A 26293-nucleotide genomic window follows, 5' to 3' on the forward strand; every position below is an offset into this window, starting at 1 on the left:
AGGGCGTAGCATAGGGAAAGTTGAATTTGGCAAAGGCCTTGTTCAGTTTTCCTGAAGGTATTCATCAATGCGTGAAATCAGCCTGGACCGCCTGCGCACCCTGGTGGCCATTGCCGACCTGGGTTCGTTCGCCGAAGCCGCACGGGCGTTGAACCTTGCCCCGCCCACCGTGAGCCTGCACATCGCTGACCTTGAGGCGCGCGTGGGCGGCGCGTTGCTGTCCCGTTCCCGGGGCCGGATCACGCCCACGGCCGTTGGCGAAACCCTGGTCGAGCGTGCGCGGCGCCTGCTGGTGGACGCCCAGCAGGCGCTCGATGACGTGCAGCGCCAGGTGCAAGGGCTGGCCGGGCGGGTGCGGGTGGGGGCATCGACAGGGGTCATCGCCCAGTTGTTGCCCCAGGCCCTGGAAAGGCTCGGCCAGCGGCACCCCGGCATCGATGTGCAGGTGGCCGTGCTGACCTCGCAGGAAACACTGCTGCAACTGGCGGCGGGTACGCTGGACATCGGCCTGATCGCGTTGCCTCAGTTGCCGGTCAAGGGATTGGATATCCACCCTTGGCGGCGCGATCCGGTGATGGCCTTCCTGCCGGCGCGCTGGGAGCCACCGGCGGTAGTCACCCCGGCATGGCTGGCGGACCAGCCGCTGATCTTGAATGACAGCAGTACGCGGCTGTCGCGCCTGACCGCCGAGTGGTTCGCCAGTGACGGCCAGCAGCCGACGCCGCGTATCCAACTCAACTACAACGATGCCATCAAGAGCCTGGTGGCCGCTGGCTACGGCGCGACGCTGCTACCCCACGAGGCGTCCACGCCCCTGCCGGATGCGCGTATCAGCATGCATGCGCTGGCACCGCCGCTGTGGCGACAGTTGGGTATCGTGCACAGGGCAGGGGACAGCGCGCGGGCAACCGCTCATGTACTGGATGTGCTGTGGGAACAGGGGGTGGAGTAGGGCGCGGGTTCAGGCGACCTTGGCGATGTTCTGCGCCACGCCACGCAAGTCGGTGACCGAAGCGGCCAGGCCGGTGATGTGGTTTTCCAGGAAGGCGATGTCGGCGGTGTTGTCAGCGTAGGTGGAGCGCCGCAGGAACAGGGCGTGGCCTTCCAGCATCCTCGACAAGGCTTCCAGATGAGCGGCGGTGTGTTCGAGGTCGTGTTGAATGGTGCCGAGGCGCTCGATGTGCATGGCGAAGGTCCCGCGAAACTGACGATGGAGAGTGAAAGGGCGTGGCGAACAGTGTTCACTGGCCTGATGCTTTTTTTATCGGCACGTTGGCCGACTTCTCCAGTGTTTTCGGGTATCGGAAGCTTTACAGCAGTGTGAGTGACTTGATACGGATGGTGGCGTAAAGCCACGTGCGGGAGCAGGCCGGCCAGCCCCCGCGCTTGTGCAGCCTACATGTTCGGGTAAGTCGGCCCACCCGAACCTTCCGGCGCCACCCAGGTGATGTTCTGCGAAGGGTCCTTGATGTCGCAGGTCTTGCAGTGCACGCAGTTCTGGGCGTTGATCTGGAAGCGCTTCTCGCCGTCCTCCTTGGTGATCACCTCGTACACGCCCGCCGGGCAGTAGCGTTGCGCCGGTTCATCGTAGAGCGGCAGGTTGGTGCCGATCGGGATGCTCGGGTCAGTGAGCTTCAGGTGGCACGGCTGCTCTTCTTCATGGTTGGTGCTGGAAAGGAACACCGAGCTCAACTTGTCGAAGCTCAGCTTGCCGTCCGGTTTGGGGTAGTCGATCTTCTTCGAGTCCTTGGCCAGCTTCAGGCAGGCGTAGTCCGGCTTGGTGTCGTGCAGGGTGAAGGGCAGCTTGCCGCCGAAGAGGTTCTGGTCCAGCCAGTTGAAGCCGGCGCCCAGTATGGGGCCGAACTTGTGCATGGCCGGGCCGAAGTTGCGGCTGGCGAACAGCTCTTCATGCAGCCAGCTGGCCTTGAACGCGTCGACATAGCCAGTGACCAGGTCACCGCCCTGGGCGCCGGCGAACAGTTTGTCGGCCACCGCTTCGGCCGCCAGCATGCCGGACTTCATGGCGGTGTGGCTACCCTTGATCTTGGCCACGTTCATGGTGCCCAAGTCGCAACCGATCAGCGCACCACCGTTGAAGACCATTTTGGGCAGCGAGTTGAGGCCGCCCTTGGCCAGGGCGCGGGCGCCGTAGCTGATGCGCTTGCCGCCTTCCAGATACTGCTTGAGCACCGGGTGATGTTTGAGGCGCTGGAATTCGTCGAACGGCGACAGATAGGTATTACTGTAGGACAGGTCGACAATCAGACCCACCACGACCTGGTTGTTTTCCAAGTGGTAGAGGAAAGAGCCCCCCGTGTTCTCGGTGCTCATGATGTCCAGCGGCCAGCCAGCGGTATGCACCACCAGGCCTGGCTTGTGCTTGGCCGGATCGATTTCCCAGATTTCCTTCAGGCCGATGCCGTAGTGCTGTACGTCGGCGTCGCTGTCCAGATTGAAGCGCTTGATCAATTGCTTGCCGATGTGCCCACGGCAGCCTTCGGCGAAAAGGGTGTATTTGGCACGCAGTTCCATGCCCGGGGTGTACATGCCGTCTTTAGGGTGGCCTTCACGGTCCACGCCCATGTCGCCGGTGACGATGCCGCGCACTGCGCCTTCTTCGTCGATCAACGCTTCCTGGGCCGCGAAGCCTGGGTAGATTTCCACCCCCAGGCTCTCGGCCTGCTGCGCCAGCCACCGGCACAGGTTGCCCAGCGAGATAATGTAGTTGCCCTCGTTGTGCATGGTCTTGGGCACGAACAGGTCAGGCACCTTGGTAGCGCTGTCGGCACTGCGCAGCACATAGATATCGTCGCCGGTGACCGGGGTGTTCAGCGGCGCGCCGAGTGCCTTCCAGTCAGGGAACAGTTCATTCAGCGCACGAGGTTCGAACACCGCGCCGGAGAGAATGTGGGCGCCTACTTCGGAGCCTTTTTCCACCACGCAGACGCTGATCTCCTGGCCAGCTTCAGCAGCTTTCTGCTTCAGGCGGCAGGCGGCGGACAGGCCAGCCGGGCCAGCGCCGACAATGACCACGTCGAATTCCATGTATTCGCGTTCCACAGGTTCTCTCCTACTCAAGGCTCACGGTTTCTTCTGATGGGGCGTTGCCCTTGTCGGCGTCCGCTGCCGTGTAGCGCGGTCACGGACGCACTACAGGGCAATCTCTTTGGCCGCGCATTATATCTACACCACCGGCAGGGTCCAATACAAACGTTTGTTTGAATTTGCCCCAGCCCAGTAAAATCGCTGGGGCGGCGGGTGCATGACCGACAAGTTCCGGTTGTTGACCGGTCAGGGCGTAGCGGTCAAGATACGGGCGGTTCCGCATGTGCCGCAGCGTGTGCGCGGCACCAAGAGCATCTCTGAAAGCCAGGTCAGCGCCCGTGCACGCATGCCCAGGCCCCAGTTGTAGTGGAGTTTACACGTCACCACCGCCGATGACTGCCCGGTTTTGCCGTAAGTCGTTGAAAAATGGGGTCAAAGCTAAATGCAGCCGGCTCGCCGTCGTTTTCAAAGGTGCCCTTGTGCCCACTGAGCATCGCCTGGCCTGCCCAGGCGACATTCTTTTCACCGGAGAGTAACGAGGAATCCATGAAGGTTCTTGTAGCTGTCAAACGAGTGGTCGACTATAACGTCAAGGTCCGTGTCAAAGCGGACAACTCCGGCGTCGATCTCGCCAACGTCAAGATGTCCATGAACCCTTTCTGCGAAATCGCCGTGGAAGAGGCCGTGCGTCTGAAGGAAAAGGGCGTTGCCACTGAAATCGTCGTGGTCACCATCGGCCCGAGCACTGCCCAGGAACAACTGCGCACTGCGCTGGCACTGGGCGCCGACCGCGCCATCCTGGTGGAAGCCGCCGAAGAGTTGAACTCCCTGGCCGTGGCCAAGCTGCTCAAGGCCGTTGTCGACAAGGAACAGCCACAGCTGGTGATCCTGGGCAAACAGGCCATCGACAGCGACAACAACCAGACCGGCCAGATGCTGGCCGCGCTGACCGGTTTCGGCCAGGGTACCTTCGCCTCCAAGGTCGAGGTTGCTGGCGACAAGGTCAACGTAACCCGTGAAATCGACGGCGGCCTGCAGACCGTGGCGCTGAACCTGCCTGCCATCGTCACCACCGACCTGCGTCTGAACGAGCCTCGTTATGCGTCCCTGCCTAACATCATGAAGGCCAAGAAGAAGCCGTTGGAAACCGTGACCCCGGACGCCCTCGGTGTTTCCGTCGCCTCCACCAACAAGACCATCAAGGTTGAAGCCCCGGCTGCACGCAGCGCTGGCATCAAGGTCAAGTCGGTCGCAGAACTGGTCGAGAAACTGAAAAACGAAGCGAAGGTAATCTGAATGACTATCCTGGTTATCGCTGAACACGAGAAGGGTGCTGTAGCCCCGGCTACCCTGAACACCGTCGCAGCTGCCGCGAAAATCGGTGGTGATGTGCATGTGCTGGTCGCTGGCCAGGGCGTGGGCGCCGTGGCTGACGCTGCTGCCAAGATCGCGGGCGTCGCCAAGGTGCTGGTCGCCGACAACGCTGCCTACGCGCACTTCCTGCCGGAAAACGTCGCGCCGCTGGTGGTCGAACTGGCCGCCAACTACAGCCACGTGCTGGCGCCGGCCACCTCCAACGGCAAGAACGTGCTGCCGCGCGTGGCTGCCCAACTGGACGTGGACCAGATCTCCGAGATCATCTCGGTGGAATCGGCTGACACCTTCAAGCGTCCGATCTACGCCGGTAACGCCATTGCCACCGTGCAATCGAGCGCCGCCATCAAGGTCATCACCGTGCGTGCCACCGGCTTCGACGCCGTGGCCGCCGAGGGTGGTTCGGCCGCTGTCGAAGCCGTGGGCGCTGCCCATGACGCCGGCAAATCGTCCTTCGTGGGTGAAGAACTGGCCACGTCCGATCGTCCTGAACTGACTGCTGCCAAGATCGTCGTGTCCGGCGGCCGCGGCATGCAGAACGGCGACAACTTCAAGCACCTGTACGCCCTGGCCGACAAGCTGGGCGCTGCCGTCGGCGCCTCGCGCGCTGCGGTCGACGCAGGCTTCGTGCCCAACGACATGCAGGTCGGCCAGACCGGCAAGATCGTCGCGCCACAGCTGTACATCGCCGTCGGTATCTCCGGCGCCATCCAGCACCTGGCCGGCATGAAGGACTCCAAGGTGATCGTCGCGATCAACAAGGACGAAGAAGCGCCGATCTTCCAGGTGGCTGATTACGGCCTGGTCGCTGACCTGTTCGAAGCGGTACCCGAGCTGGAAAAGCTGGTCTGATCCAGCGGCTTCACTTATAAAAGAGCCCGGTCCTGTGACCGGGTTTTTTTATGCGTGTGGATAAGGAACACGGCATGACGCGAGCTACAACAATGGGCGCCTGGATACTGGTGATAATGGCGGCGCTGCCGTCGCTGGCAACTGCCGCGGGCAAGTGCGAGCGCCTGGTGGCCACCGGCAGCCCGGATGCCCAGCCCTTCTCCTGGCGCGACCCCGACGACCCCCAGCACCTGATCGGCGCCAACGTCGACCAGCTCAAGCGCATTGGCGAGGAGTTGGGCATCCAGGTGGAGGTGTTGTACAGCGGCAAGCGCGCCCAGGCACTGGACGAGGTGCGCAGTGGGCGCATGGACCTGCTGGTGGATGCGCCCATGGCATTCGACGAGCTCGAGACCCTGGACTACATCCACCCACGCCTGGCACTCAACGACTACCTGGTGTGGACCCGTGCAGGCTCGTCAATGGTGTACCACACCGTCGGCGACCTCCATGGCCATGCGGGCACGGTGTCGGCCAGGGCGCGCCTGGGGGCCTCATTCAAGCGTTTTGCTGACGAGAACCTGGGGCTGGTGCCGGCCGACTCACTGACGGCAGCGTTCCAGCAACTGATGCTGGGCAAGGTTGAATACGTGGTGGCCGGCCGCTACGCCGGTCAAGCGGTGTCACAGGCCCTGGGCCTGGGTAATGACGTGGTGGCCCATGAGACCCCGCTCGACCGCCCAGGCCTGTATCTGGCGCTGTCGCACAACTCCGCCTGCAATGACCCGTGGCTGCGCGGACAACTGGCGAAAAAGATGACAGAATTGCCCGCGGCCGGCCAGCCCGAAGCGGTATTGCAGCGCAATGTCGAACGGTGGAAGGCGCGGCTGAAGCAACCGCTCAGTGCCCCAGAACAGTAGGGAACCCGTGTGAGAATTCAAGCTTTTACCGCCATCGTGGCACTGCTGGCCCTGGCGGGTTGCGCCAGCGACCCGGCGCCCAGCGAGCAATTGCGCCTGACTGAACAGGCAGTGGAGCAGGCGCGCGCCGTGGGGGCCACCGACGACGTGGCGGAAATGAAACTGGCCAGCGATAAGCTGGCCGCTGCGCTGGCGGCCAATGGCAGTCAGTCGTATCGCCAGGCTCGCCTGTTGGCCGAGCAGGCCGAACTCGACGCACGGCTGGCGGAAGCCAAGGTGCTGACCGAAAAGAGCCAACAGCAGCTGACCCAGGTCAACACCCGTATCGTGCGCCTGCACAAGCAGCTGGGAGAAGTACAATGAGCCTGTCATCGCGCCTGGGTGGCGGCCTGATCGCCTTGGGTTGCGTGGGCCTGTTCGGTTGCGCCACCCATGAAAGCCCGCAGGTGACCGTGCAGCAGGCCAGCGCTAGCCTGCAGAAGGTCAAGGACGATGCCGATGTGCTGCGCAGCGCGCCCCGTGACGTCATTCGTGCCAGCGAGTCGTTGTCGCGCGCCGAACGCTTGGCCAGTTACTGGGGGACACGTGAAGACGTCGCCCAGTACGCCTACCTCAGCCAGCGCTACAGCGAAATCGCCCGCGAGCACACGCAATTGGTGCTGAACAAGGAAAAGCTGGCCCGCCAGGACCTGGAGCGCCAGCGCCTGCAACTGGCCCTGCGTGAGTCCAAGCTCAATAGCGTCCAGCAGCAAGGCAAGGCGTTGGAGGAGCAGTTCGTCAGCATGGCTACCACCGAGACTGACCGCGGCCTGGTGCTCACCTTGGGCGACGTGTTGTTCGACAGCGGCGAGGCCGACCTGAAGCCTTCCGCGAACCGGATGATTCTCAAGCTGGTGCAGTTCCTGCAATTGAACCCCAAGCGCGTCGTGCGCATAGAGGGGTATACCGACAACACGGGTGACAGCGACTTCAACCTGGAGCTGTCCAAGGACCGCGCCCAGACCGTCGCCGACACCCTGGTAGACCTGGGCATCGATGAGAAGCGTCTGCAGGTCCAGGGCTATGGCGACCAGTACCCGGTGGAAGCCAATGCCTCGGAGCGGGGCAGGGCGATGAACCGTCGGGTCGAGATCGTCTTTTCCGACGAAAAGGGCGTGCTCGGCGCTGCTCGCTGACCTGTCAAGGTGCCTGGGCCCGCTGTGGGCCTGGGCGTCATGCGCTGACCCTGACCCCGCAAGCTGCTCGCATTCGAGCAACTGTCCCCGTACACTTTTCAACTGTTCCGGTATTACCCTTACAATATCGCCTGATCAGCCGAGAAGCACGCCATGACCAGCCTTCTGCTCTACCAGCGTATCGCCCAGCAATTGGCCGAGGACATTCGCCGTGGCGTGTACCAGCCGGGGGAGCGCGTACCGTCGGTGCGCAAGATGAGTTCGCAGCTCAATGTCAGCCATGCGACGGTGCTGCAGGCTTATGCCAACCTTGAAGACCAGGGGCTGATCCGGGCCCGGCCTCAGTCGGGCTACTATGTGCACCAGACACCAGCCCTGACCGCGCCTACCCCGGACATCGCTCGCGTCGAGCGCCCCGGGCTGGTGACCCGCGCCAGCATCATCCAGCAGGTGCTGGTTGAGTCGAGACGCGAGGGCGTGTTTCCCCTGGGGGCGGCGGTGCCCCATGTGGATTACTTGCCGGTACGGGCGCTGCACCAGCAGATCGCCAAGGTGACCCGCTTCCACAGCCCGCGGGCGTTCAGCTACATGTTCAGCCCGGGCTTTGAGCCTTTGCGTCGCCAGGTAGCGATTCGCATGCGCGACGCGGGGGTGGTGGTCGACCCCTCCGAAGTGGTCATCACCCACGGTTGCGTGGATGCACTGCAGATGTCGCTGCGGGTGCTGACCCGGCCGGGCGACCTGATCGCCGCCGAGTCGCCCACCTACTATGGCTTGCTGCAATTGGCCGACCTCCTGGGCCTGAAGGTGATCGAGATCCCCAGCGACCCCGCCACGGGGATCAGCCTGGAAGCCCTGCAATTGGCCGCCAACCAGTGGTCGATCAAGGCGCTGGTGCTGACCCCGCGCCTGAGCAACCCCTTGGGCGGTACCATGCCCGAAGAGCGCATGAAGCACCTGCTGCGCCTGGCATCGGATTTCGATATCCAGATCGTCGAGGACGATATCTACGGCGAGCTGATGTTCGACCAGGGCAAGACCAAGGCCCTCAAGGCGTACGACCGCCTGGGCCATGTGGTGTACTGCTCGAGTTTTTCCAAGACCCTGTCGCCCGGCGTGCGCATCGGCTGGATGATTCCCGGCAAATACCTGGCGGAAATACAGCGCCTGCAGACCTTCAGTACCCATTCGGCGTGCAGCGTGACCCAGATGGGTATCGCCAGCTACCTGGAGAACGGCGGCTATGACCGCCATCTTCGCTATATTCGCCACGAATACCGCAAGAACCTCAGCGCCTACCAGTTGGCGGTGCAGCAGTATTTTCCCGATGGCACCCAGATAACCCGGCCCTTGGGCGGGTTCATTCTATGGGTCAGCCTGCCTGGGCGGGTCAACACCCAGGCCCTGCATGTGCGTGCGCTCGAGCAAGGCATCAGTATCGCCCCGGGGCTGATCTTCAGTAATACCGAGCAGTTCAACCATTGCATCCGCCTCAATTGCGGTATTCCGTGGAACAAGGAGGCGGAACGGGTGCTGATGACCCTGGGCATGCTGGCGGAGCAGCTGTGCCAGGAAGTGGCCAGCGGCCAGTTTTACTGAGTCTTTACCCTCCGCGGTGAGCAGGGGGCTTGCCAGCGAGCGCTCTAACGGGGAGCATAGAGGCTTGTGCTGCCACTTCTGCCCGTGTCTATGAATGCTCTGCGTTGTATTGGACTGCTCGTGCTGTGCCTGGGATCCGGCGTTGTCTTTGCTCAATCGACTCCCCCGGCCGTGAACCCTCTGCTCGTTGCCCAGGCGGACGCTGCCGCCGCGCCTGCGAGCAAGCCGGCGAAAAAGGCGGTGCCGGTGAAAAAGCCGGTAGCCAAGGCCAAACCGGCGAAGAAACCCGTGGCCGCCAAAAGCAAGGGCCGCAAGCAGGAGGATGCCATCGCCACCGACCTGCCCAAGGCGAAGCTGGACCTGTCTTTGCCCAAGACCATGGTCAATGAGCTGCAACCGGAGAAAAAAATCCAGGCTGCGGCGCCCGCGCGGGAAAAATCTCTGTTGCCTTCCTATTTCGACGAGAAGAAGACCGAGGACTTTCAGCTCAACGGTCGCTTGCTGAGCAACGAGCTGCAACTGCAGCGCCGCGGCGATAACGCCCGTGACGTTGAGGGCGCGGCGCTGGATTTCGAGTTCAAGCAATAATCGGACGGGCGGATGGCAGGATCGCCCGGTCGAATTTCCTGGCTGCCCGATTTCAAACGTTCGTTTAAGCCGCTACTATCCCGGTTCATTCCATTCATTTGCCCCACGTGAGGTCGCTGTCGTCATGATGTGCCGTGAAGGCTGTGGCGCTTGCTGCATTGCCCCTTCCATTTCTTCGCCCATTCCCGGTATGCCCCAGGGCAAGCCGGCGGGGCAGCGCTGTGTGCAGCTCAACGCCGATAACCTCTGCCAGTTGTTTGGCCGGCCAGAGCGGCCGGCGGTGTGTGGCGGTTTTCAGGCCGACCCCGAAGTGTGCGGTGAAAGCACCGAGCAAGCGATACAGTTGATTGGTTGGTGGGAAGCGATGACGTCTGTGGCCTGACACCCGTGAATGAATCCGATGTGCCTCTAGGACGATAAGGAAGATAAATATGGGTTCGCTGCATCGTATGGCTGTTGTGGGTGGGTTGATGGCGTTGGTCGCCACCGGGGCGTATGCCGAAGACTGGCAGACTGCCAGGGACGAAGACGGCATCAAGGTGTCCTTGGCCGCGGTGCCAGGGTCTGATTACAAAGCCTATCGGGGTATGACCACCATCAAGGCGCCGCTGGCCAAGGTCAGGGCGCTGCAGGAGGATGCAGCGGGCTCATGCGCCTGGATCCATGAATGCAAGATGCAGAAGCTGCTCAAGGCCGAGGGTGACAAAACCTGGGTCTATGCCCAGTTCAACACGCCTTGGCCAGTGACGCCACGTGACTCCGTGCTGGAGATAACCACCGTGCAGGCGGCTGATGGCAGCCTGACGCGCAACCTCAAGGAAGTGCCAACCTATGTGCCTGCAGAGAAGGGCTTCGTGCGGGTCGCCCAGGTGGACGGTTTCTGGAAGCTGGTGCCCAAGGGGGCTGACAGCACTGAAGTGACCTATCAGGTGCACACCGAGCCAGGTGGCAGCGTGCCATCCTTCGTCGCCAACAAGTTCGTGGTGGACGCGCCGTTCAATACCCTCAAGAACCTGCGCGAAAAAGCCGAAAAATAACCGAGAATCGCGAACACAAAAAAAGCTGCCCTCGGGCAGCTTTTTTCGTCAGGCCTGAAAACTTACGTGCGGTCTTCCAGGCTGCTCACGTCGCGCGAGTCGTAGCCGGTGTACAGCTGGCGCGGACGGCCAATCTTGTACGGGCTGGAGAGCATTTCCTTCCAGTGCGAGATCCAGCCCACGGTGCGAGCCAGGGCGAAGATCACGGTGAACATGCTGGTGGGAATGCCGATCGCTTTCAGGATGATGCCCGAGTAGAAATCGACGTTCGGGTACAGCGAGCGCTCGATGAAGTAAGGATCGGTGAGGGCGATCTCTTCCAGGCGCATGGCCAGTTCCAGCTGCGGGTCGTTCTTGATGCCCAGTTCGTTCAGGACTTCGTCGCAGGTCTGCTTCATCACGGTGGCGCGCGGGTCGCGGTTTTTATACACGCGGTGGCCGAAGCCCATCAGCTTGAACGGATCGTTCTTGTCCTTGGCCTTGGCGATGAACGTGTCGATGTTGGACACGTCGCCAATTTCGTCGAGCATGGTGAGAACGGCTTCGTTCGCACCGCCGTGGGCAGGGCCCCACAGCGCGGCGATACCGGCAGCGATGCAGGCGAACGGGTTGGCACCCGACGAGCCCGCCAGGCGCACGGTGGACGTCGAGGCATTCTGCTCGTGGTCGGCGTGCAGGATGAAGATGCGGTCCATGGCCTTGGCCAGGATCGGACTGATCGGTTTGATCTCGCACGGGGTGTTGAACATCATGTGCAGGAAGTTTTCCGCGTACGTCAGGTCGTTGCGCGGGTACATCATGGGTTGGCCCATGGAGTACTTGTACACCATCGCTGCCAGGGTCGGCATCTTGGCGACCAGGCGCACGGCGGAGATCTCGCGGTGCTGCGGGTTGTTGATGTCCAGCGAGTCATGGTAGAACGCCGACAGGGCGCCAACCACGCCGCACATCACGGCCATGGGGTGGGCGTCACGGCGGAAGCCGTTGAAGAACGTCTTCAGCTGCTCGTGAACCATGGTGTGGTTCTTCACGGTGCTGACGAACTGGGCTTTCTGCTCGGCGGTCGGCAGTTCGCCGTTGAGCAGCAGATAGCAGGTTTCCAGGTAGTCGGATTTCTCGGCCAGCTGTTCGATCGGGTAGCCGCGATGCAGCAGAATGCCGTTGTCACCATCAATGTAGGTGATCTTCGACTCGCACGAGGCGGTCGACATGAAGCCGGGGTCAAAGGTGAAGCGGCCCGTGGAAGTCAGGCTCCTGACATCGATAACATCGGGACCAACGGTGCCGGTTAAAATGGGCAGCTCGACGGGGGCTGCGCCCTCGATGATCAACTGCGCTTTTTTGTCAGCCATGTGGCCTCCTATTAATGCTTGAAATCATCAGACAGACCCCCCACGCAGGGCCCGCACCACTATAGTGTGATAAATCCGAATGTCAATTTGCTTAAAGTCAGGCTGTACAAGGCTTTTAGCCTGGTTTTTCATCGCTGTTCCCTGCCATTTACGCCTTTTTTTCCCATAGCGCAATCAGCTCTTCGGGGTAGGCGGGCGCGTTGTCATTAGTATCCTAACTGTCTATACTCGGCAGCCGACCGTCAGGGGCTTTTCAGCCCGTTTCCGCTGGCGTCGTCACTCCCTGGGTGGTGGGTACCTGACCAGTACACTTCCCGACAACTTGCCCTGCTTGCTAGGGGCTCTTCAGTGTGAAAAAAAGCCGTGAATAGCCAACGACCTGTAAACCTAGACCTAAGGACCATCAAACTCCCCATAACCGGCGTAACGTCGTTCCTTCATCGCGTATCGGGCATCATCCTGTTCCTGGGTATCGGCTTCCTGCTTTATGCATTGGGCAAATCCCTGGGTTCGGAGGAAGGCTTCGCCGACGTGAAGGACACCTTGACCAGTCCACTGGCCAAATTCGTTGCGTGGGGGCTGTTGTCCTCCCTGCTGTACCACCTGGTGGCCGGTGTGCGCCATCTGATCATGGATGCGGGTGTCGGTGAGACGCTGGAAGGCGGTCGCCGAGGCTCCAAAATCATCATCGGCGTTTCCGTGGTGCTGATTGTTCTGGCAGGAGTTTGGATATGGTAACCAGCGTTACGAATCTTTCGCGTTCGGGCCTCTACGACTGGATGGCACAGCGTGTGTCGGCGGTTGTTCTCGCGGCTTATTTCATTTTCCTGATCGGATACCTCGTTGCGCATCCAGGCATTGGCTACGACCAATGGCATGCGCTGTTCGCCCACAACGCCATGCGCATCTTCAGCTTGCTGGCGCTGGTTGCCCTCAGTGCTCACGCCTGGGTCGGCATGTGGACGATCGCGACCGACTACCTGACGCCGATGGCGCTGGGCAAGTCCGCGACAGCAGTGCGTTTCCTGTTCCAGGCAGTATGCGGCGTAGCAATGTTCGCTTACTTCGTCTGGGGTGTGCAGATTCTTTGGGGTATCTGATTCATGGCTAGCATCAATTCAATGACTTTCGACGCCATCATCATCGGTGGCGGCGGCGCGGGCATGCGTGCCGCGCTGCAACTGGCGCAGGGCGGTCACAAGACTGCCGTGGTCACCAAGGTGTTCCCGACGCGCTCGCACACTGTATCGGCCCAGGGTGGCATCACCTGCGCCATCGCTTCGGCCGACCCGAACGATGACTGGCGCTGGCACATGTACGATACCGTCAAGGGTTCCGACTACATCGGCGACCAGGACGCTATCGAATACATGTGCTCCGTAGGTCCGGAAGCGGTCTTCGAGCTGGAACACATGGGCCTGCCGTTCTCCCGTACCGAGCAGGGCCGCATCTACCAGCGCCCGTTCGGCGGCCAGTCCAAGGACTTCGGTAAAGGTGGCCAGGCTGCCCGTACCTGCGCCGCGGCCGACCGTACCGGCCACGCACTGCTGCACACCCTGTACCAGGCCAACCTGAAGGCCGGTACCGTATTCCTGAACGAATACTATGCCGTTGATCTGGTCAAGAACGCCGACGGTCAGTTCGTCGGTGTGATCGCCATCTGCATTGAAACCGGTGAAACCTCTTACATCCGCGCCGACGCGACCGTACTGGCTACCGGTGGTGCCGGCCGTATCTACTCCTCCACCACCAACGCCCTGATCAACACCGGCGACGGCGTGGGCATGGCCCTGCGTGCCGGCGTGCCGGTGCAGGACATCGAGATGTGGCAGTTCCACCCCACCGGCATCGCCGGCGCCGGTGTACTGGTGACCGAAGGTTGCCGTGGTGAAGGTGGTTACCTGATCAACAAGCACGGCGAGCGTTTCATGGAGCGTTATGCTCCGAACGCGAAAGACCTGGCAGGTCGTGACGTGGTTGCCCGTTCGATGGTGAAGGAAATCATCGCGGGCAACGGTTGCGGCCCTGACGGCGACCACGTGATGCTCAAGCTCGACCACCTGGGCGAAGAAGTACTGCACAGCCGCCTGCCTGGTATCTGCGAGCTGTCCAAGACCTTCGCCCACGTCGACCCGGTGGTCGCGCCGGTGCCGGTCGTTCCAACCTGCCACTACATGATGGGCGGCATCGCCACCAACATCCATGGCCAGGCCATCACCCAGGACGCCGACGGCAACGACACCATCATCCCTGGCCTGTTCGCGGTCGGTGAAGTGGCGTGCGTATCGGTTCACGGTGCCAACCGCCTGGGCGGCAACTCGCTGCTCGACCTAGTGGTATTCGGTCGCGCCGCGGGTCTGCACCTGGAGCAGGCCCTGAGCGAAGGCGTCGAATACAGCCGCGCCAGCGACACCGACATCGAGGTCGCCCTGGCTCGCCTGAACGGCTTGAACACCCGTACCACCGGCGAAGACGTCGCTACCCTGCGCAAAGAACTGCAGCAGTGCATGCAGAACTACTTCGGCGTGTTCCGTACCGGCGAATACATGCAGAAGGGCATCGCCCAGCTGGCGACGCTGCGCGAGCGTATCGCCAACGTCAAGATCAACGACAAGAGCCAGGGCTTCAACACGGCTCGCATCGAAGCGCTTGAGCTGCAGAACCTGCTGGAAGTGGCCGAGGCCACGGCGATCGCCGCCGAGCATCGCAAAGAGTCCCGCGGCGCCCACGCCCGTGAAGACTACGAAGACCGCGACGACGAAAACTGGCTGTGCCACACCCTGTACTTCCCGGGTGAGAAACGCGTCGCCAAGCGCGCTGTGAACTTCGCGCCGAAAACCGTTCCCATGTTCGAACCAAAAGTCCGGACTTACTAAGGGTGGCCGCCATGTTGCAAGTCAGTGTTTATCGCTACAACCCGGACGTTGACACCGCACCGTCCATGCAGACCTTCCAGATCGATACCGGCGGCAAGGACCTGATGGTCCTGGACGTCCTGGCGCTGATCAAGGAGCAGGACGAGGGTTTCTCGTACCGTCGCTCGTGCCGCGAGGGCGTTTGCGGCTCCGATGGCATGAACATCAACGGCAAGAACGGCCTGGCGTGCATCACGCCGCTGTCTTCCGTCGTAAAAGGTAACAAGTTGGTGGTGCGTCCGCTGCCAGGTTTGCCGGTGATCCGTGACCTGGTCGTCGACATGAGCATCTTCTACAAGCAGTACGAGAAGGTGAAGCCTTTCCTGCAGAACGACACGCCGGCTCCGGCCATCGAGCGCCTGCAGTCGCCGGAAGAGCGCGAGAAGCTGGACGGTCTGTACGAGTGCATCCTGTGCGCTTGCTGCTCGACTTCCTGCCCGTCCTTCTGGTGGAACCCCGACAAGTTCCTGGGCCCTGCTGCACTGCTGCAAGCCTACCGTTTCCTGGCTGACAGCCGTGACACCAAGACCAACGAGCGTCTGGCGTCCCTGGATGACCCGTTCAGCGTGTTCCGCTGCCGGGGCATCATGAACTGCGTGAACGTTTGCCCCAAGGGTCTGAACCCGACCAAGGCAATCGGTCATGTACGTAACATGCTGCTGCAAAGCGGCGTCTGATTGACCGCTACACCGTAAACCCCTGGGGCGCAGGTCTTCTTCAACCTGCGCCTCAGGTAACAACCCGAGCGTGGCCCACAAGGCTGTCGCTTTTACTTTGAAGCAATGAGACCAGCAGGGGCATCCGGGCTGGTACCCGGACTACTTGCGTGATACTCGGTGGCTTGTTGTAGTCGCTGCATTCGGACTTATTCAAGCTTGCTGTGGCGTCAACGCCGGTGGAGTCCCCAAACGAGGGTGACCAAGCATGCAAGAAAGCGTGATGCAGCGCATGTGGAGCAGTGCCTACCTTTCCGGTGGTAACGCTGCCTATGTGGAAGAGCTCTACGAACTCTACCTGCACGACCCTAACGCTGTGCCAGAAGAGTGGCGCACCTACTTCCAGAAGCTGCCTGCCGATGGTGGCGCAGCGACCGACGTTTCGCACTCCACCATTCGCGACCATTTCGTGCTGCTGGCCAAGAACCAGCGTCGCGCCCAACCGGTTTCCGCCGGAAGCGTGAGCAGCGAGCACGAGAAGAAGCAAGTTGAAGTGCTGCGACTGATCCAGGCCTACCGCATGCGCGGCCATCAGGCGGCCCAGCTGGACCCGCTGGGGCTGTGGCAGCGACCTGCACCGGCAGACCTGTCAATCAATCATTACGGCATGACCAATGCCGATCTCGATACAACCTTCCGTGCCGGCGACCTGTACATCGGCAAGGAGGAAGCGAGCCTACGCGAAATTCTCGAAGCGCTGCAGCAGACATATTGTCGCACCATCGGCGCCGAGTTCACCCACATCGTCGATTCCGAGCAGCGCCAGTGGTTCCAGCAGCGTCTGGAAAGCGTGCGCGGGCGTCCGGTGTACTCCGCTGACGTCAAGGGCCATGTGCTGGAGCGCGTGACCGCGGCAGAAGGTCTGGAAAAATACCTGGGCACCAAATACCCGGGCACCAAGCGTTTCGGCCTGGAAGGTGGCGAAAGCCTGATTCCGATGCTGGACGAGATGATCCAGCGTTCCGGCTCCTACGGCACCAAGGAAGTGGTCATCGGCATGGCCCACCGTGGCCGCCTGAACGTGCTGGTGAACACCTTCGGCAAGAACCCGCGCGAGCTGTTCGACGAGTTCGAAGGCAAGAAGAAGGTCGAGCTGGGTTCCGGTGACGTGAAATACCACCAGGGCTTCTCGTCCAACGTGATGACCACCGGTGGCGAAGTGCACCTGGCCATGGCGTTCAACCCGTCCCACCTGGAAATCGTTTCCCCGGTGGTCGAGGGTTCCGTGCGCGCCCGCCAGGACCGCCGCAATGATGCGGTCGGCGACAAGGTGCTGCCGATTTCCATCCACGGCGACGCGGCATTCGCCGGTCAGGGCGTGGTCATGGAAACCTTCCAGATGTCCCAGACCCGCGGTTTCAAGACCGGCGGCACGGTGCACATCGTCATCAACAACCAGGTCGGCTTCACCATCAGCAACCCGCTGGACTCGCGTTCTACCGAGTACGCCACCGACGTTGCCAAGATGATCCAGGCGCCGATCCTGCATGTGAACGGCGATGACCCGGAAGCGGTACTGTTCGTGACCCAGCTGGCCGTCGACTATCGCATGCAATTCAAGCGCGACATCGTCATCGACCTGGTCTGCTACCGCCGCCGCGGCCACAACGAGGCCGACGAGCCCAGCGGCACCCAGCCGCTGATGTACCAGCAGATCACCAAGCAGCGCACCACCCGTGAACTGTACGCCGAGCGCCTGATCCAGGCCGGCAGCCTGAACGCCGATGCCGTCCAGGCCCAGGTCGACGAGTACCGCAACGCGCTGGACAACGGTCTGCACGTAGTGAAGAGCCTGGTCAAGGAGCCGAACAAGGAGTTGTTCGTGGACTGGCGCCCGTACCTGGGCCACGCGTGGACCGCGCGTCACGACACGCGCTTCGACCTCAAGACCTTGCAGGAACTGTCCGCCAAGCTGCTGGAAATTCCGGAAGGCTTCGTGGTTCAGCGCCAGGTCGCCAAGATCTACGAAGACCGTCAGAAGATGCAAGCCGGCGGCCTGCCGATCAACTGGGGTTACGCTGAAACCATGGCGTACGCGACCCTGGCGTTCGAAGGCCACCCTGTGCGCATGACCGGCCAGGACATCGGCCGCGGTACGTTCTCGCACCGTCATGCCGTGCTGCACAACCAGAAAGACGCTTCGACCTACGTGCCGCTGCAGAACCTGTACGCCGGCCAGCCACGTTTCGACCTGTACGACTCGTTCCTGTCGGAAGAGGCGGTACTGGCGTTCGAATACGGCTATTCCACCACCATGCCGAATGCGCTGGTGATCTGGGAAGCCCAGTTCGGCGACTTCGCCAACGGCGCGCAAGTGGTGATCGACCAGTTCATCACCAGCGGCGAGCACAAGTGGGGCCGCCTGTGCGGGCTGACCATGCTGCTGCCGCACGGTTATGAAGGGCAGGGGCCTGAGCACTCCTCGGCACGTCTGGAGCGTTACCTGCAGCTGTGCGCCGAGCACAACATTCAGGTCTGCGTACCGACCACGCCGGCACAGATCTACCACCTGTTGCGTCGTCAGGTCATCCGTCCGCTGCGCAAGCCGCTGATCGTGCTGACACCCAAGTCGCTGCTGCGTCACAAGCTGGCGGTCTCGACCCTGGAAGACCTGGCCGAAGGCTCGTTCCAGACCGTGATCCCGGAAATCGACGTGCTGGAACCGGCCAAGGTCAAGCGCCTGGTGCTGTGCAGCGGCAAGGTCTACTACGACCTGCTGGAGAAGCGCCGCGCCGAAGGTCGTGATGACATCGCGATCGTGCGTCTGGAGCAACTGTACCCGTTCCCTGAAGACGACCTGATGGAAACGCTCGCCCCCTACACCAACCTCGAACACGTGGTGTGGTGCCAGGAAGAGCCGATGAACCAGGGCGCCTGGTACAGCAGCCAGCACCACATGCGTCGCAGCTTCAACAACCACAAGAAGGGCCTGGTCCTGGAGTACGCCGGTCGCGATGCTTCGGCCGCGCCAGCCTGTGGTTACGCTTCGATGCACGCCGAGCAGCAGGAAAAACTGCTGCAAGACGCCTTCACCGTTTGATGCCATCGCGCACTAGAAACCGAATTTAAGGAACCACTGATAATGGCTATCGAGATCAAAGCCCCTACTTTCCCGGAATCGGTTGCCGATGGCACCGTTGCCACCTGGCACAAGCAACCGGGCGAAGCGGTCAAGCGCGACGAACTGATCGTCGACATCGAAACCGACAAAGTAGTGCTGGAAGTACTGGCCACCGCTGATGGCGTCCTGGGCGATATCGTCAAGGGCGAAGGCGAAACCGTGCTGTCCGACGAAGTCCTGGGCTCCATCGTGGAAGGCGGCGCTGCCGCCGCTGCTCCGGCTGCCGCACCGGCCGCTGGCGCTGCTGCGCCTGCCGCTGCCCCGGCTGCCGCCGACGAGGACGCCATCGGCGCCCCGGCCGCGCGCAAGCTGGCTGAAGAAAACGGCATTGCCCTGAGCAGCGTCAAGGGCACCGGCAAGGACGGCCGCGTCACCAAGGAAGACGTGGTCGCTGCCATCGAGGCGAAGAAATCCGCCCCGGCTGCCGCGCCTGCCGCCAAGCCAGCCGCCCCTGCCGCCGCCGCGCCAGTGCTGGCTGCCGGTGACCGTGTCGAGAAGCGTGTGCCGATGACCCGCCTGCGTGCCAAGGTTGCCGAGCGTCTGGTCGAAGCCCAGTCGAACATGGCCATGCTGACCACCTTCAACGAAGTGGACATGACCGAAGTCATGGCCCTGCGCTCGAAGTACAAGGACCTGTTCGAGAAGACCCACAACGGCGTGCGCCTGGGCTTCATGTCGTTCTTCGTCAAGGCTGCCACCGAAGCGCTGAAACGCTTCCCGGCCGTCAACGCCTCGATCGACGGCGCCGACATCGTCTACCATGGCTACGCTGACGTCGGCGTGGCCGTGTCCAGCGACCGTGGCCTGGTGGTACCGGTACTGCGCAACGCCGAGCTGATGAGCCTGGCCGAGATCGAGAACGGCATCGCCACCTTCGGCAAGAAAGCCCGCGACGGCAAGCTGTCGATGGAAGAAATGACCGGTGGCACCTTCACCATCACCAACGGTGGTACCTTCGGTTCGATGATGTCGACCCCGATCGTCAACCCGCCACAGGCCGCTATCCTGGGCATGCACAACATCATCCAGCGCCCGATGGCCGTCAATGGTCAGGTCGTGATCCGTCCGATGATGTACCTCGCGCTGTCTTACGATCACCGCCTGATCGACGGTAAAGAAGCCGTGACCTTCCTGGTGACCATCAAGAACCTGCTCGAAGATCCAGCTCGTCTGCTGCTGGACATCTGACAAAGCAGCCGAAAGCTGTAAGCTACGAGCCTCAAGCCGTCCGCGGCGGGGCTTTGGCCTGCAGCTTGCGGCTTGAAGCTTGAAGCTAATAGGAAGCTATTTATGACTCAGAAATTCGACGTGGTAGTGATTGGTGCGGGCCCTGGCGGCTACGTGGCCGCCATCAAGGCAGCACAGCTCGGTCTTTCGACTGCCTGCATCGAGAAGTACACCGACAAGGAAGGCAAACTGGCCCTGGGCGGTACCTGCCTGAACGTCGGCTGCATTCCGTCCAAGGCGCTGCTGGACAGCTCCTGGAAGTTCCACGAAGCCCAGGATGGTTTCGCCATCCACGGCATCAGCCACAGCGGCGTGTCCATGGACGTGCCGGCGATGGTCGGCCGCAAGGCCAACATCGTCAAAGGCCTGACCTCCGGCGTCGCCACCCTGTTCAAGGCCAACGGCGTCACGTCGATCCAGGGCCACGGCAAGCTGCTGGCTGGCAAGAAAGTCGAAGTCACCAAGCCTGACGGTACCACCGAAGTCATCGAAGCCGAGAACGTCATCCTGGCCTCCGGCTCGCGTCCTATCGACATTCCGCCAGCCCCGGTCGACAACAAGGTCATCGTCGATTCCACTGGCGCCCTGGAATTCCAGGCCGTGCCAAAACGCCTGGGCGTGATCGGCGCTGGCGTCATCGGCCTGGAGCTGGGTTCGGTATGGTCGCGCCTGGGGGCCCAGGTGACTGTCCTGGAAGCCTTGGACACCTTCCTGATGGCCGCTGACGCCGCCGTCTCCAAGGAAGCCTACAAGACCCTGACCAAGCAGGGCCTGGACATCAAGCTGGGCGCGCGCGTTACCGGCTCCAAGGTCAACGGCGAAGAAGTCGAAGTCACCTACACCGACGCCAATGGCGAGCAGAAGATCACCTTCGACAAGCTGATCGTGGCCGTGGGCCGTCGCCCGGTGACCACCGACCTGCTGGCCGCCGACAGCGGTGTCAACATCGACGAGCGTGGCTTCGTCTTCGTTGACGACTACTGCGCCACCAGCGTGCCGGGCGTCTACGCCATCGGCGACGTGGTACGTGGCATGATGCTGGCCCACAAGGCTTCGGAAGAGGGCATCATGGTCGTCGAGCGCATCAAGGGTCACAAGACCCAGATGAACTACGACCTGATCCCGTCGGTCATCTACACCCACCCGGAAATCGCATGGGTCGGCAAGACCGAACAGGCCTTGAAGGCTGAAGGCGTTGACGTTAACGTGGGCACCTTCCCGTTCGCCGCCAGTGGCCGTGCCATGGCAGCCAACGATACCGGCGGTTTTGTAAAAGTGATCGCTGATGCCAAGACTGACCGCGTACTGGGTGTGCATGTCATCGGCCCAAGCGCAGCAGAACTGGTTCAGCAGGGCGCGATCGGCATGGAATTCGGCACCAGTGCCGAAGACCTGGGAATGATGGTCTTCTCCCACCCGACGTTGTCCGAAGCACTGCATGAAGCAGCGCTGGCCGTGAATGGCGGTGCCATCCACGTTGCCAACCGTAAGAAGCGTTAAGTTAAACAATAAGAAACCACGACGGGCCGCCCGTCGTGAGTCTTGCGTGCACGACTCACCGCGGAAAGTTCGTCGGACTCACCTCTCGGCGCTTCAAGGGACCACGCATCCCCTGAAGCGTCACGAGCAGCAGTCACAGGTGGCGCGGCACTCCACAGAGAGCGCAGCGCCGAAGCGCAGTACCTAACGAAGACGGTAATAAGCATGAATCTTCACGAGTATCAGGGTAAGCAGCTGTTCGCTGAGTACGGCCTGCCAGTATCCAAGGGTTACGCGGTAGACACCCCGGAAGAAGCAGCAGAAGCTTGCGAAAAAATCGGCGGGTCCGAATGGGTCGTCAAGGCCCAGGTCCACGCCGGTGGTCGCGGTAAAGCGGGCGGCGTCAAGCTGGTTCGCAGCAAGGAAGACGCCAAGGCCTTCGCCCAGCAGTGGCTGGGCAAGCGCCTGGTGACCTACCAGACTGACGCCAACGGTCAGCCTGTTACCAAGATCCTGGTCGAATCCTGCACCGATATCGCCAAAGAGCTGTATCTGGGCGCAGTCGTGGACCGCTCCAGCCGTCGTATCGTGTTCATGGCCTCCACCGAAGGCGGCGTGGACATCGAGAAGATCGCTCACGACACTCCTGAAAAGATTCTGAAAGCTACCATCGACCCACTGGTCGGCGCACAGCCGTTCCAGGGTCGCGACCTGGCGTTCCAGCTGGGTCTGGAAGGCAAGCAGGTTGCCCAGTTCGCCAAGATCTTCGTAGGCCTGGCCAAGCTGTTCCAGGACCACGACCTGGCCCTGCTGGAAGTCAACCCGCTGGTGATCAAGGCCGACGGCGATCTGCACTGCCTCGATGCCAAGATCAACATCGACGCCAACGCCATGTACCGTCAGCCCAAGCTGAAGACGTTCCATGACCCGTCGCAAGACGACGCCCGTGAAGCCCACGCTGCCAAGTTCGAACTGAACTACGTGGCACTGGAAGGCAACATCGGCTGCATGGTCAACGGTGCCGGCCTGGCCATGGGTACCATGGACATCGTCAACCTGCACGGCGGCAAGCCTGCCAACTTCCTCGACGTGGGTGGCGGCGCAACCAAGGAACGCGTGACTGAAGCGTTCAAGATCATCCTGTCCGACTCCAACGTCGCCGCAGTACTGGTCAACATCTTCGGCGGCATCGTTCGCTGCGACATGATTGCCGAAGGCATCATCGGCGCCGTGAAAGAAGTCGGCGTGAAAATCCCGGTTGTTGTTCGCCTTGAAGGTAACAACGCTGACCTGGGCGCCAAAGTACTGGCAGAAAGCGGTCTGAACATCATCGCGGCCACCAGCCTGACCGACGCTGCTCAACAAGTCGTTAAAGCTGCGGAGGGCAAGTAATGAGCGTCCTGATCAATAAAGATACCAAAGTCATCTGCCAGGGCTTCACCGGCTCGCAGGGTACTTTCCACTCCGAACAAGCCATCGCCTACGGCACCAAGATGGTTGGCGGCGTGACCCCGGGCAAGGGTGGCACCACCCACCTGAACCTGCCTGTGTTCAACACTGTCGCCGAGGCTGTCAAAGCCACCGGCGCCACCGCCAGCGTGATCTACGTTCCGGCTCCGTTCTGCAAGGACTCGATCCTTGAAGCGGCATTCGGCGGCATCAAGCTGATCATCTGTATCACCGAAGGCATTCCTACCCTGGACATGCTGGATGCCAAGGTCAAGTGCGACGAGCTGGGTGTCACCCTGATCGGCCCGAACTGCCCAGGCGTCATCACCCCGGGCGAGTGCAAGATCGGCATCATGCCAGGTCACATCCACCTGCCAGGCAAGGTAGGCATCGTGTCGCGTTCCGGCACCCTGACCTACGAAGCCGTGAAGCAGACCACCGACGCCGGCTTCGGCCAGTCGACCTGCGTCGGCATCGGCGGTGACCCGATCCCGGGCTCCAACTTCATCGACATCCTGAAGCTGTTCCAGGAAGACCCGAAGACCGAGGCGATCGTGATGATCGGCGAGATCGGCGGTTCGGCTGAGGAAGAAGCGGCTGCCTACATCAAGGCCAACGTGACCAAGCCAGTAGTTTCCTACATTGCTGGTGTGACTGCCCCTCCAGGCAAGCGCATGGGCCATGCTGGCGCGATCATCTCCGGCGGCAAGGGCACTGCGGACGAGAAGTTCGCTGCCCTGCAGGACGCCGGCGTGAAAACCGTGCGTTCGCTGGCCGACATCGGCAAGGCCCTGGCCGAGCTGACCGGTTGGGAAATCAAGAAGGCCTGAGCCTTTCCTGATTAGCTGAACCCCACAAAGGCCACCTTCGGGTGGCCTTTGTCGTTTCTGCTCGCGGGTAATGGATCACCTGGAGATGAAGCGTTTCACCTGATAAAACAGGCAAAAAATGTCTTTTCTGCGACATTATCGCGCGTTCATCGGACGGAACGTGCAATAACAGTGCGTTTATCGCCCGAATCCGATACGCTATCCGCCATCTCTGCGACTCGCCCCCAAAAGGGGCGGCCGCGCGCTGCAAGGGCCTGGCTTTATCCCGCCTGGCCGCATTTCCCTGACCCATGGGGAGATCCCTCTCTAAATTCCGATTCAGTAGTGTGGATTCCTTGATGAAAGTGTTGAAAGGCCAGGACATCCTGGCACTTGGTTTCATGACGTTCGCGTTGTTCGTGGGTGCTGGCAACATCATCTTCCCACCCATCGTCGGTTTGCAGGCTGGCCCCCACGCATGGATGGCCGCCTTTGGCTTCCTGATCACCGCCGTGGGCCTGCCAGTGGTCACCGTGGTTGCCCTGGCGAAAGTCGGTGGCGGCATGGACGCGCTCAGCAGCCCCATCGGCAAGGTCGCCGGCGGCTTGCTGGCGGCGGTCAGCTACCTGGCCGTGGGCCCGCTGTTCGCTACCCCGCGTACTGCCACCGTGTCGTTCGAAGTGGGCCTGGCGCCCCTGACCGGCGACAGCCCCACGGCGCTGTTCTGCTACAGCCTGGTGTACTTCATCGTCGTGCTGGCGGTGTCGATGTACCCGGGCAAGCTGCTGGACACCGTGGGCCGCTTCCTGGCGCCGCTGAAAATCATCGCCCTGGCGGCTCTGGGCATCGCCGCGTTCGCGCTGCCGGCCGGCCCCGTGGGTGACGCGCAGCCGGCCTACCAGGCCGCGCCGTTCTCCCAGGGCTTCATCAACGGTTACCTGACCATGGACACCCTGGGCGCGCTGGTATTCGGCATCGTCATCGTCAACGCCATTCGCTCGCGTGGCGTGGAATCGCCGAAGCTGATCACCCGGTACGCCATCATCGCCGGCCTGATCGCCGGTGTCGGCCTGGCCCTGGTGTACGTCAGCCTGTTCCGCCTGGGTGAGGGCAGCCACGTCATCGCCGCCGACGCCACCAACGGCGCCATGGTGCTGCACGCCTACGTGCAACACACCTTCGGCTCCCTGGGCAGCGGTTTCCTGGCTGTGTTGATTTCCCTGGCCTGCCTGGTCACCGCCGTGGGCCTGACCTGTGCGTGTGCCGAGTACTTCAGCCGCTGCCTGCCGCTGTCGTACAAGACCCTGGTCGTACTGCTGGCGGGCTTCTCGCTGCTGGTGTCGAACCTGGGCCTGACCAAGCTGATCGCCTTCTCGATTCCGGTGCTGACGGCCATTTACCCGCCGTGCATCGCGCTGGTGGCCCTTAGCTTCTGCAAGGAGTTCTTCCGCTCGCCGGCGCGCGTGTTCGCCCCGGTCATGGCTGTTTCCCTGGCCTTTGGCCTGGTTGACGCCCTGAAGGGCGCGGGTTTCAGCGACTGGCTGCCGGACTCCCTGGCCCACCTGCCGCTGAGCGACCAGGGCCTGGCCTGGCTGGTGCCCTCGGTTGTCGCCCTGGCGGCCGCCGTGGTGGTCGACCGCCTGATCGGCAAGCCTGCCGAAGCCGTCGCCTGATTCGATGCTGTACCCGGTGCAGGCCGGCCAAAAGCTGATCCCCTGCACATGAAATGCCCTGTATCGACGGATGCAGGGCATTTTTCATGGGCGCCGGCTCCCGCAAGGAGTGCTATACCCCTCCTGACCGTTCGCGCCGCGAACCCCTCGGAGGAATCCCCCCATGAGTATCCCGTTCTGGTGCGTGTTCATCGCCGCCATCCTGATCTACATCGCCCGCATCCCCGTGGCCAAGGCCATGAAAGAGCAGGGCGGTTACGATAACCATAATCCGCGCGCCCAGCAGGCACGCCTCACCGGTTTGGGCGCTAGAGCCGTGGCGGCCCATCAAAACAGTTTCGAGGCATTCATGCTGTTCGCGGTCGGGGTGTTGATGGCCCATACCACCCAGACCCAGGGATGGTTCGTCGACCTGCTGGCCATCGTGTTTATCATCGCGCGCATTGTTTACCTGTACTTGTACCTGAATGACAAGGCGTCAATGCGCTCGCTGGTGTGGACGGTGGGCCTGGTGTGTTCGTTGTTGTTGATGTTGACCCCGGTATATCGGTACTGGGTACTGTCGACGCTTCAATAAAAATAACGCCCATGAAAAAGCCCGGCGATGGCCGGGCTTTGTTTGACGCCAACTGCAACTCAGTTCTTTGCAGGTTCGCTAGGCGTGGTGGCCTGTGGCGCCGGCTGCTGCACGTTGGAGGCACCGTCGGAGTTTTCCTTGGCGCGTGCCTGGTTGGCTTCGTCGTTGGATTTGGCAGCTTCGGCGTTTTCTTTAGCGGCGTCGTTCATTTTATCCTGAGCGTCATCCATCTTCTGTTGCGCTTGCTCGGCATGTTGCTGCGCATCCTGGGCTTTATCTTCGGATTTCTTGTCGCAAGCAGCCAGGCCCAGGGAGGCGGCCAGCATCAGGGCATAAGCTAAAGTTTTACGCATGGGGTGTTTCTCCTTATTGAAGATATCTACTCCCCCTTCGAGCGTTACCGCGC

At 61.8% G+C, this 26293-nt stretch carries 27 protein-coding genes; 22 read left to right on the top strand and 5 right to left on the bottom strand.

The annotated features are described in order from the left end of the window. Nucleotides 1–67 precede the first annotated feature (67 nt). Nucleotides 68–952 carry a LysR family transcriptional regulator gene (locus HWQ56_RS08600; RefSeq protein ID WP_176570227.1) on the top strand — a complete coding sequence of 295 codons (885 nt, stop codon included), beginning with the start codon at nt 68–70 and terminating at the stop codon, nt 950–952. Nucleotides 953–961: 9 nt separating this feature from the next. Here the strand turns inward: HWQ56_RS08600 and HWQ56_RS08605 are convergent, their stop codons facing one another. Together HWQ56_RS08605 and HWQ56_RS08610 are read right to left on the bottom strand one after the other, a co-directional pair. Further along, complete coding sequence (locus tag HWQ56_RS08605; RefSeq protein ID WP_158155918.1) at nt 962–1186, bottom strand: hypothetical protein; 225 nt, start codon at nt 1184–1186, stop codon at nt 962–964. Nucleotides 1187–1395: 209 nt separating this feature from the next. Then, the gene (locus HWQ56_RS08610; protein ID WP_176570228.1) at nt 1396–3060 is read right to left on the bottom strand and encodes an electron transfer flavoprotein-ubiquinone oxidoreductase; all 1665 of its coding nucleotides are present in this window, start codon (nt 3058–3060) and stop codon (nt 1396–1398) included. A gap of 202 nt (nt 3061–3262) precedes the next feature. On the opposite strand from HWQ56_RS08610, the gene HWQ56_RS08615 reads away from it, so the two are divergent. Then, complete coding sequence (locus HWQ56_RS08615) at nt 3263–3412, top strand: hypothetical protein (protein WP_158155914.1); 150 nt, start codon at nt 3263–3265, stop codon at nt 3410–3412. 13 nt (nt 3413–3425) lie between these two features. Here HWQ56_RS08615 and HWQ56_RS08620 read toward each other — a convergent pair whose 3' ends face one another. Further along, nucleotides 3426–3593 (bottom strand): hypothetical protein, encoded by a 168-nt coding sequence (locus HWQ56_RS08620; protein ID WP_158155912.1) that lies wholly within the window; start codon nt 3591–3593, stop codon nt 3426–3428. On the opposite strand from HWQ56_RS08620, the gene HWQ56_RS08625 reads away from it, so the two are divergent. From HWQ56_RS08625 to HWQ56_RS08665, 9 genes are all read left to right on the top strand, one after another. Next, nucleotides 3592–4341, top strand: coding sequence for an electron transfer flavoprotein subunit beta/FixA family protein (locus HWQ56_RS08625; protein WP_158155910.1), 750 nt, complete (start codon nt 3592–3594; stop codon nt 4339–4341). The two genes, HWQ56_RS08620 and HWQ56_RS08625, sit on opposite strands and share 2 nt — an antisense overlap. Further along, nucleotides 4342–5271: an electron transfer flavoprotein subunit alpha/FixB family protein gene (locus HWQ56_RS08630; RefSeq protein WP_158155908.1), complete on the top strand. Its 930-nt coding sequence runs from the start codon at nt 4342–4344 to the stop codon at nt 5269–5271. It begins immediately after the preceding gene. Nucleotides 5272–5345: 74 nt separating this feature from the next. After that, nucleotides 5346–6170 carry a substrate-binding periplasmic protein gene (locus HWQ56_RS08635; protein ID WP_425331938.1) on the top strand — a complete coding sequence of 275 codons (825 nt, stop codon included), beginning with the start codon at nt 5346–5348 and terminating at the stop codon, nt 6168–6170. A 9-nt stretch (nt 6171–6179) separates the two neighbouring features. After that, a complete protein-coding gene (locus HWQ56_RS08640) occupies nt 6180–6533 on the top strand; it encodes a DUF4398 domain-containing protein (protein WP_158155906.1) in 354 nt (117 codons plus the stop codon). Further along, nucleotides 6530–7345 (top strand): OmpA family protein, encoded by an 816-nt coding sequence (locus tag HWQ56_RS08645; protein WP_158155904.1) that lies wholly within the window; start codon nt 6530–6532, stop codon nt 7343–7345. Before HWQ56_RS08640 ends, HWQ56_RS08645 begins: the two co-directional genes overlap by 4 nt. Before the next feature lie 153 nt (nt 7346–7498). Continuing rightward, nucleotides 7499–8944: an aminotransferase-like domain-containing protein gene (locus HWQ56_RS08650; protein WP_158155902.1), complete on the top strand. Its 1446-nt coding sequence runs from the start codon at nt 7499–7501 to the stop codon at nt 8942–8944. A gap of 90 nt (nt 8945–9034) precedes the next feature. Further along, nucleotides 9035–9532, top strand: a complete 498-nt coding sequence (locus HWQ56_RS08655) for a translation initiation factor 2 (RefSeq protein WP_158155922.1) — start codon at nt 9035–9037, stop codon at nt 9530–9532. 124 nt (nt 9533–9656) lie between these two features. After that, a complete protein-coding gene (locus HWQ56_RS08660; RefSeq protein ID WP_158155900.1) occupies nt 9657–9914 on the top strand; it encodes a YkgJ family cysteine cluster protein in 258 nt (85 codons plus the stop codon). 49 nt (nt 9915–9963) lie between these two features. Next, nucleotides 9964–10569: an START domain-containing protein gene (locus HWQ56_RS08665; protein ID WP_158155898.1), complete on the top strand. Its 606-nt coding sequence runs from the start codon at nt 9964–9966 to the stop codon at nt 10567–10569. A gap of 62 nt (nt 10570–10631) precedes the next feature. On the opposite strand, the gene gltA is transcribed toward HWQ56_RS08665, so the two are convergent. After that, the gene (gene gltA / locus HWQ56_RS08670) at nt 10632–11921 is read right to left on the bottom strand and encodes a citrate synthase (protein ID WP_176570229.1); all 1290 of its coding nucleotides are present in this window, start codon (nt 11919–11921) and stop codon (nt 10632–10634) included. 363 nt (nt 11922–12284) lie between these two features. Between gltA and sdhC the strand changes: the two genes are divergently transcribed. The 11 genes from sdhC (at nt 12285) to HWQ56_RS08725 (ending at nt 25887) form a co-directional block, all read left to right on the top strand. Beyond that, nucleotides 12285–12659 (top strand): succinate dehydrogenase, cytochrome b556 subunit, encoded by a 375-nt coding sequence (gene sdhC, locus HWQ56_RS08675; RefSeq protein WP_158155893.1) that lies wholly within the window; start codon nt 12285–12287, stop codon nt 12657–12659. Beyond that, nucleotides 12653–13021 (top strand): succinate dehydrogenase, hydrophobic membrane anchor protein, encoded by a 369-nt coding sequence (gene sdhD, locus HWQ56_RS08680; protein ID WP_158155891.1) that lies wholly within the window; start codon nt 12653–12655, stop codon nt 13019–13021. The genes sdhC and sdhD overlap by 7 nt, the downstream gene beginning before the upstream one ends. 3 nt (nt 13022–13024) lie before the next feature. Beyond that, the gene (gene sdhA, locus HWQ56_RS08685) at nt 13025–14797 is read left to right on the top strand and encodes a succinate dehydrogenase flavoprotein subunit (protein WP_158155889.1); all 1773 of its coding nucleotides are present in this window, start codon (nt 13025–13027) and stop codon (nt 14795–14797) included. 11 nt (nt 14798–14808) lie between these two features. Beyond that, a complete protein-coding gene (locus HWQ56_RS08690) occupies nt 14809–15513 on the top strand; it encodes a succinate dehydrogenase iron-sulfur subunit (RefSeq protein WP_158155888.1) in 705 nt (234 codons plus the stop codon). A gap of 247 nt (nt 15514–15760) precedes the next feature. After that, on the top strand, nt 15761–18592 hold the full coding sequence (locus HWQ56_RS08695; protein ID WP_158155886.1) for a 2-oxoglutarate dehydrogenase E1 component: 2832 nt from the start codon (nt 15761–15763) through the stop codon (nt 18590–18592). 42 nt (nt 18593–18634) lie between these two features. Further along, on the top strand, nt 18635–19861 hold the full coding sequence (gene odhB / locus HWQ56_RS08700; RefSeq protein WP_158155884.1) for a 2-oxoglutarate dehydrogenase complex dihydrolipoyllysine-residue succinyltransferase: 1227 nt from the start codon (nt 18635–18637) through the stop codon (nt 19859–19861). Nucleotides 19862–19963: 102 nt separating this feature from the next. Continuing rightward, entirely contained in the window at nt 19964–21400 is a 1437-nt protein-coding gene (gene lpdA / locus HWQ56_RS08705; RefSeq protein ID WP_158155882.1) for a dihydrolipoyl dehydrogenase, read from the top strand. Nucleotides 21401–21604: 204 nt separating this feature from the next. Further along, nucleotides 21605–22771, top strand: coding sequence for an ADP-forming succinate--CoA ligase subunit beta (gene sucC / locus HWQ56_RS08710; RefSeq protein WP_158155880.1), 1167 nt, complete (start codon nt 21605–21607; stop codon nt 22769–22771). Then, nucleotides 22771–23658: a succinate--CoA ligase subunit alpha gene (gene sucD / locus HWQ56_RS08715; RefSeq protein ID WP_158155878.1), complete on the top strand. Its 888-nt coding sequence runs from the start codon at nt 22771–22773 to the stop codon at nt 23656–23658. The genes sucC and sucD overlap by 1 nt, the downstream gene beginning before the upstream one ends. Before the next feature lie 338 nt (nt 23659–23996). Then, nucleotides 23997–25310: a branched-chain amino acid transport system II carrier protein gene (gene brnQ, locus HWQ56_RS08720; protein WP_158155876.1), complete on the top strand. Its 1314-nt coding sequence runs from the start codon at nt 23997–23999 to the stop codon at nt 25308–25310. A gap of 163 nt (nt 25311–25473) precedes the next feature. Further along, nucleotides 25474–25887, top strand: coding sequence for an MAPEG family protein (locus tag HWQ56_RS08725; RefSeq protein ID WP_158155874.1), 414 nt, complete (start codon nt 25474–25476; stop codon nt 25885–25887). A gap of 59 nt (nt 25888–25946) precedes the next feature. On the opposite strand, the gene HWQ56_RS08730 is transcribed toward HWQ56_RS08725, so the two are convergent. After that, nucleotides 25947–26240 carry a hypothetical protein gene (locus tag HWQ56_RS08730; RefSeq protein WP_158155872.1) on the bottom strand — a complete coding sequence of 98 codons (294 nt, stop codon included), beginning with the start codon at nt 26238–26240 and terminating at the stop codon, nt 25947–25949. Between the last annotated feature and the right edge of the window lie 53 nt (nt 26241–26293).

The organism is Pseudomonas eucalypticola (assembly GCF_013374995.1).
GTDB classification, from domain to species: domain Bacteria; phylum Pseudomonadota; class Gammaproteobacteria; order Pseudomonadales; family Pseudomonadaceae; genus Aquipseudomonas; species Aquipseudomonas eucalypticola.

Bases quoted from the DNA above. Each gene is read 5' to 3' on its own strand.
- HWQ56_RS08620 (WP_158155912.1), bottom strand. From the start codon at position 3,593: ATGGATTCCTCGTTACTCTCCGGTGAAAAGAATGTCGCCTGGGCAGGC.
- sdhD (WP_158155891.1), top strand. From the start codon at position 12,653: ATGGTAACCAGCGTTACGAATCTTTCGCGTTCGGGCCTCTACGACTGG.
- odhB (WP_158155884.1), top strand. From the start codon at position 18,635: ATGGCTATCGAGATCAAAGCCCCTACTTTCCCGGAATCGGTTGCCGAT.
- HWQ56_RS08660 (WP_158155900.1), top strand. From the start codon at position 9,657: ATGATGTGCCGTGAAGGCTGTGGCGCTTGCTGCATTGCCCCTTCCATT.
- gltA (WP_176570229.1), bottom strand. From the start codon at position 11,921: ATGGCTGACAAAAAAGCGCAGTTGATCATCGAGGGCGCAGCCCCCGTC.
- HWQ56_RS08630 (WP_158155908.1), top strand. From the start codon at position 4,342: ATGACTATCCTGGTTATCGCTGAACACGAGAAGGGTGCTGTAGCCCCG.
- HWQ56_RS08695 (WP_158155886.1), top strand. From the start codon at position 15,761: ATGCAAGAAAGCGTGATGCAGCGCATGTGGAGCAGTGCCTACCTTTCC.
- lpdA (WP_158155882.1), top strand. From the start codon at position 19,964: ATGACTCAGAAATTCGACGTGGTAGTGATTGGTGCGGGCCCTGGCGGC.
- HWQ56_RS08600 (WP_176570227.1), top strand. From the start codon at position 68: ATGCGTGAAATCAGCCTGGACCGCCTGCGCACCCTGGTGGCCATTGCC.
- HWQ56_RS08725 (WP_158155874.1), top strand. From the start codon at position 25,474: ATGAGTATCCCGTTCTGGTGCGTGTTCATCGCCGCCATCCTGATCTAC.
- HWQ56_RS08650 (WP_158155902.1), top strand. From the start codon at position 7,499: ATGACCAGCCTTCTGCTCTACCAGCGTATCGCCCAGCAATTGGCCGAG.
- HWQ56_RS08730 (WP_158155872.1), bottom strand. From the start codon at position 26,240: ATGCGTAAAACTTTAGCTTATGCCCTGATGCTGGCCGCCTCCCTGGGC.
- sucC (WP_158155880.1), top strand. From the start codon at position 21,605: ATGAATCTTCACGAGTATCAGGGTAAGCAGCTGTTCGCTGAGTACGGC.
- sucD (WP_158155878.1), top strand. From the start codon at position 22,771: ATGAGCGTCCTGATCAATAAAGATACCAAAGTCATCTGCCAGGGCTTC.
- HWQ56_RS08615 (WP_158155914.1), top strand. From the start codon at position 3,263: ATGACCGACAAGTTCCGGTTGTTGACCGGTCAGGGCGTAGCGGTCAAG.
- brnQ (WP_158155876.1), top strand. From the start codon at position 23,997: ATGAAAGTGTTGAAAGGCCAGGACATCCTGGCACTTGGTTTCATGACG.
- HWQ56_RS08635 (WP_425331938.1), top strand. From the start codon at position 5,346: ATGACGCGAGCTACAACAATGGGCGCCTGGATACTGGTGATAATGGCG.
- HWQ56_RS08605 (WP_158155918.1), bottom strand. From the start codon at position 1,186: ATGCACATCGAGCGCCTCGGCACCATTCAACACGACCTCGAACACACC.
- HWQ56_RS08645 (WP_158155904.1), top strand. From the start codon at position 6,530: ATGAGCCTGTCATCGCGCCTGGGTGGCGGCCTGATCGCCTTGGGTTGC.
- HWQ56_RS08690 (WP_158155888.1), top strand. From the start codon at position 14,809: ATGTTGCAAGTCAGTGTTTATCGCTACAACCCGGACGTTGACACCGCA.
- HWQ56_RS08655 (WP_158155922.1), top strand. From the start codon at position 9,035: ATGAATGCTCTGCGTTGTATTGGACTGCTCGTGCTGTGCCTGGGATCC.
- HWQ56_RS08625 (WP_158155910.1), top strand. From the start codon at position 3,592: ATGAAGGTTCTTGTAGCTGTCAAACGAGTGGTCGACTATAACGTCAAG.
- HWQ56_RS08665 (WP_158155898.1), top strand. From the start codon at position 9,964: ATGGGTTCGCTGCATCGTATGGCTGTTGTGGGTGGGTTGATGGCGTTG.
- sdhA (WP_158155889.1), top strand. From the start codon at position 13,025: ATGGCTAGCATCAATTCAATGACTTTCGACGCCATCATCATCGGTGGC.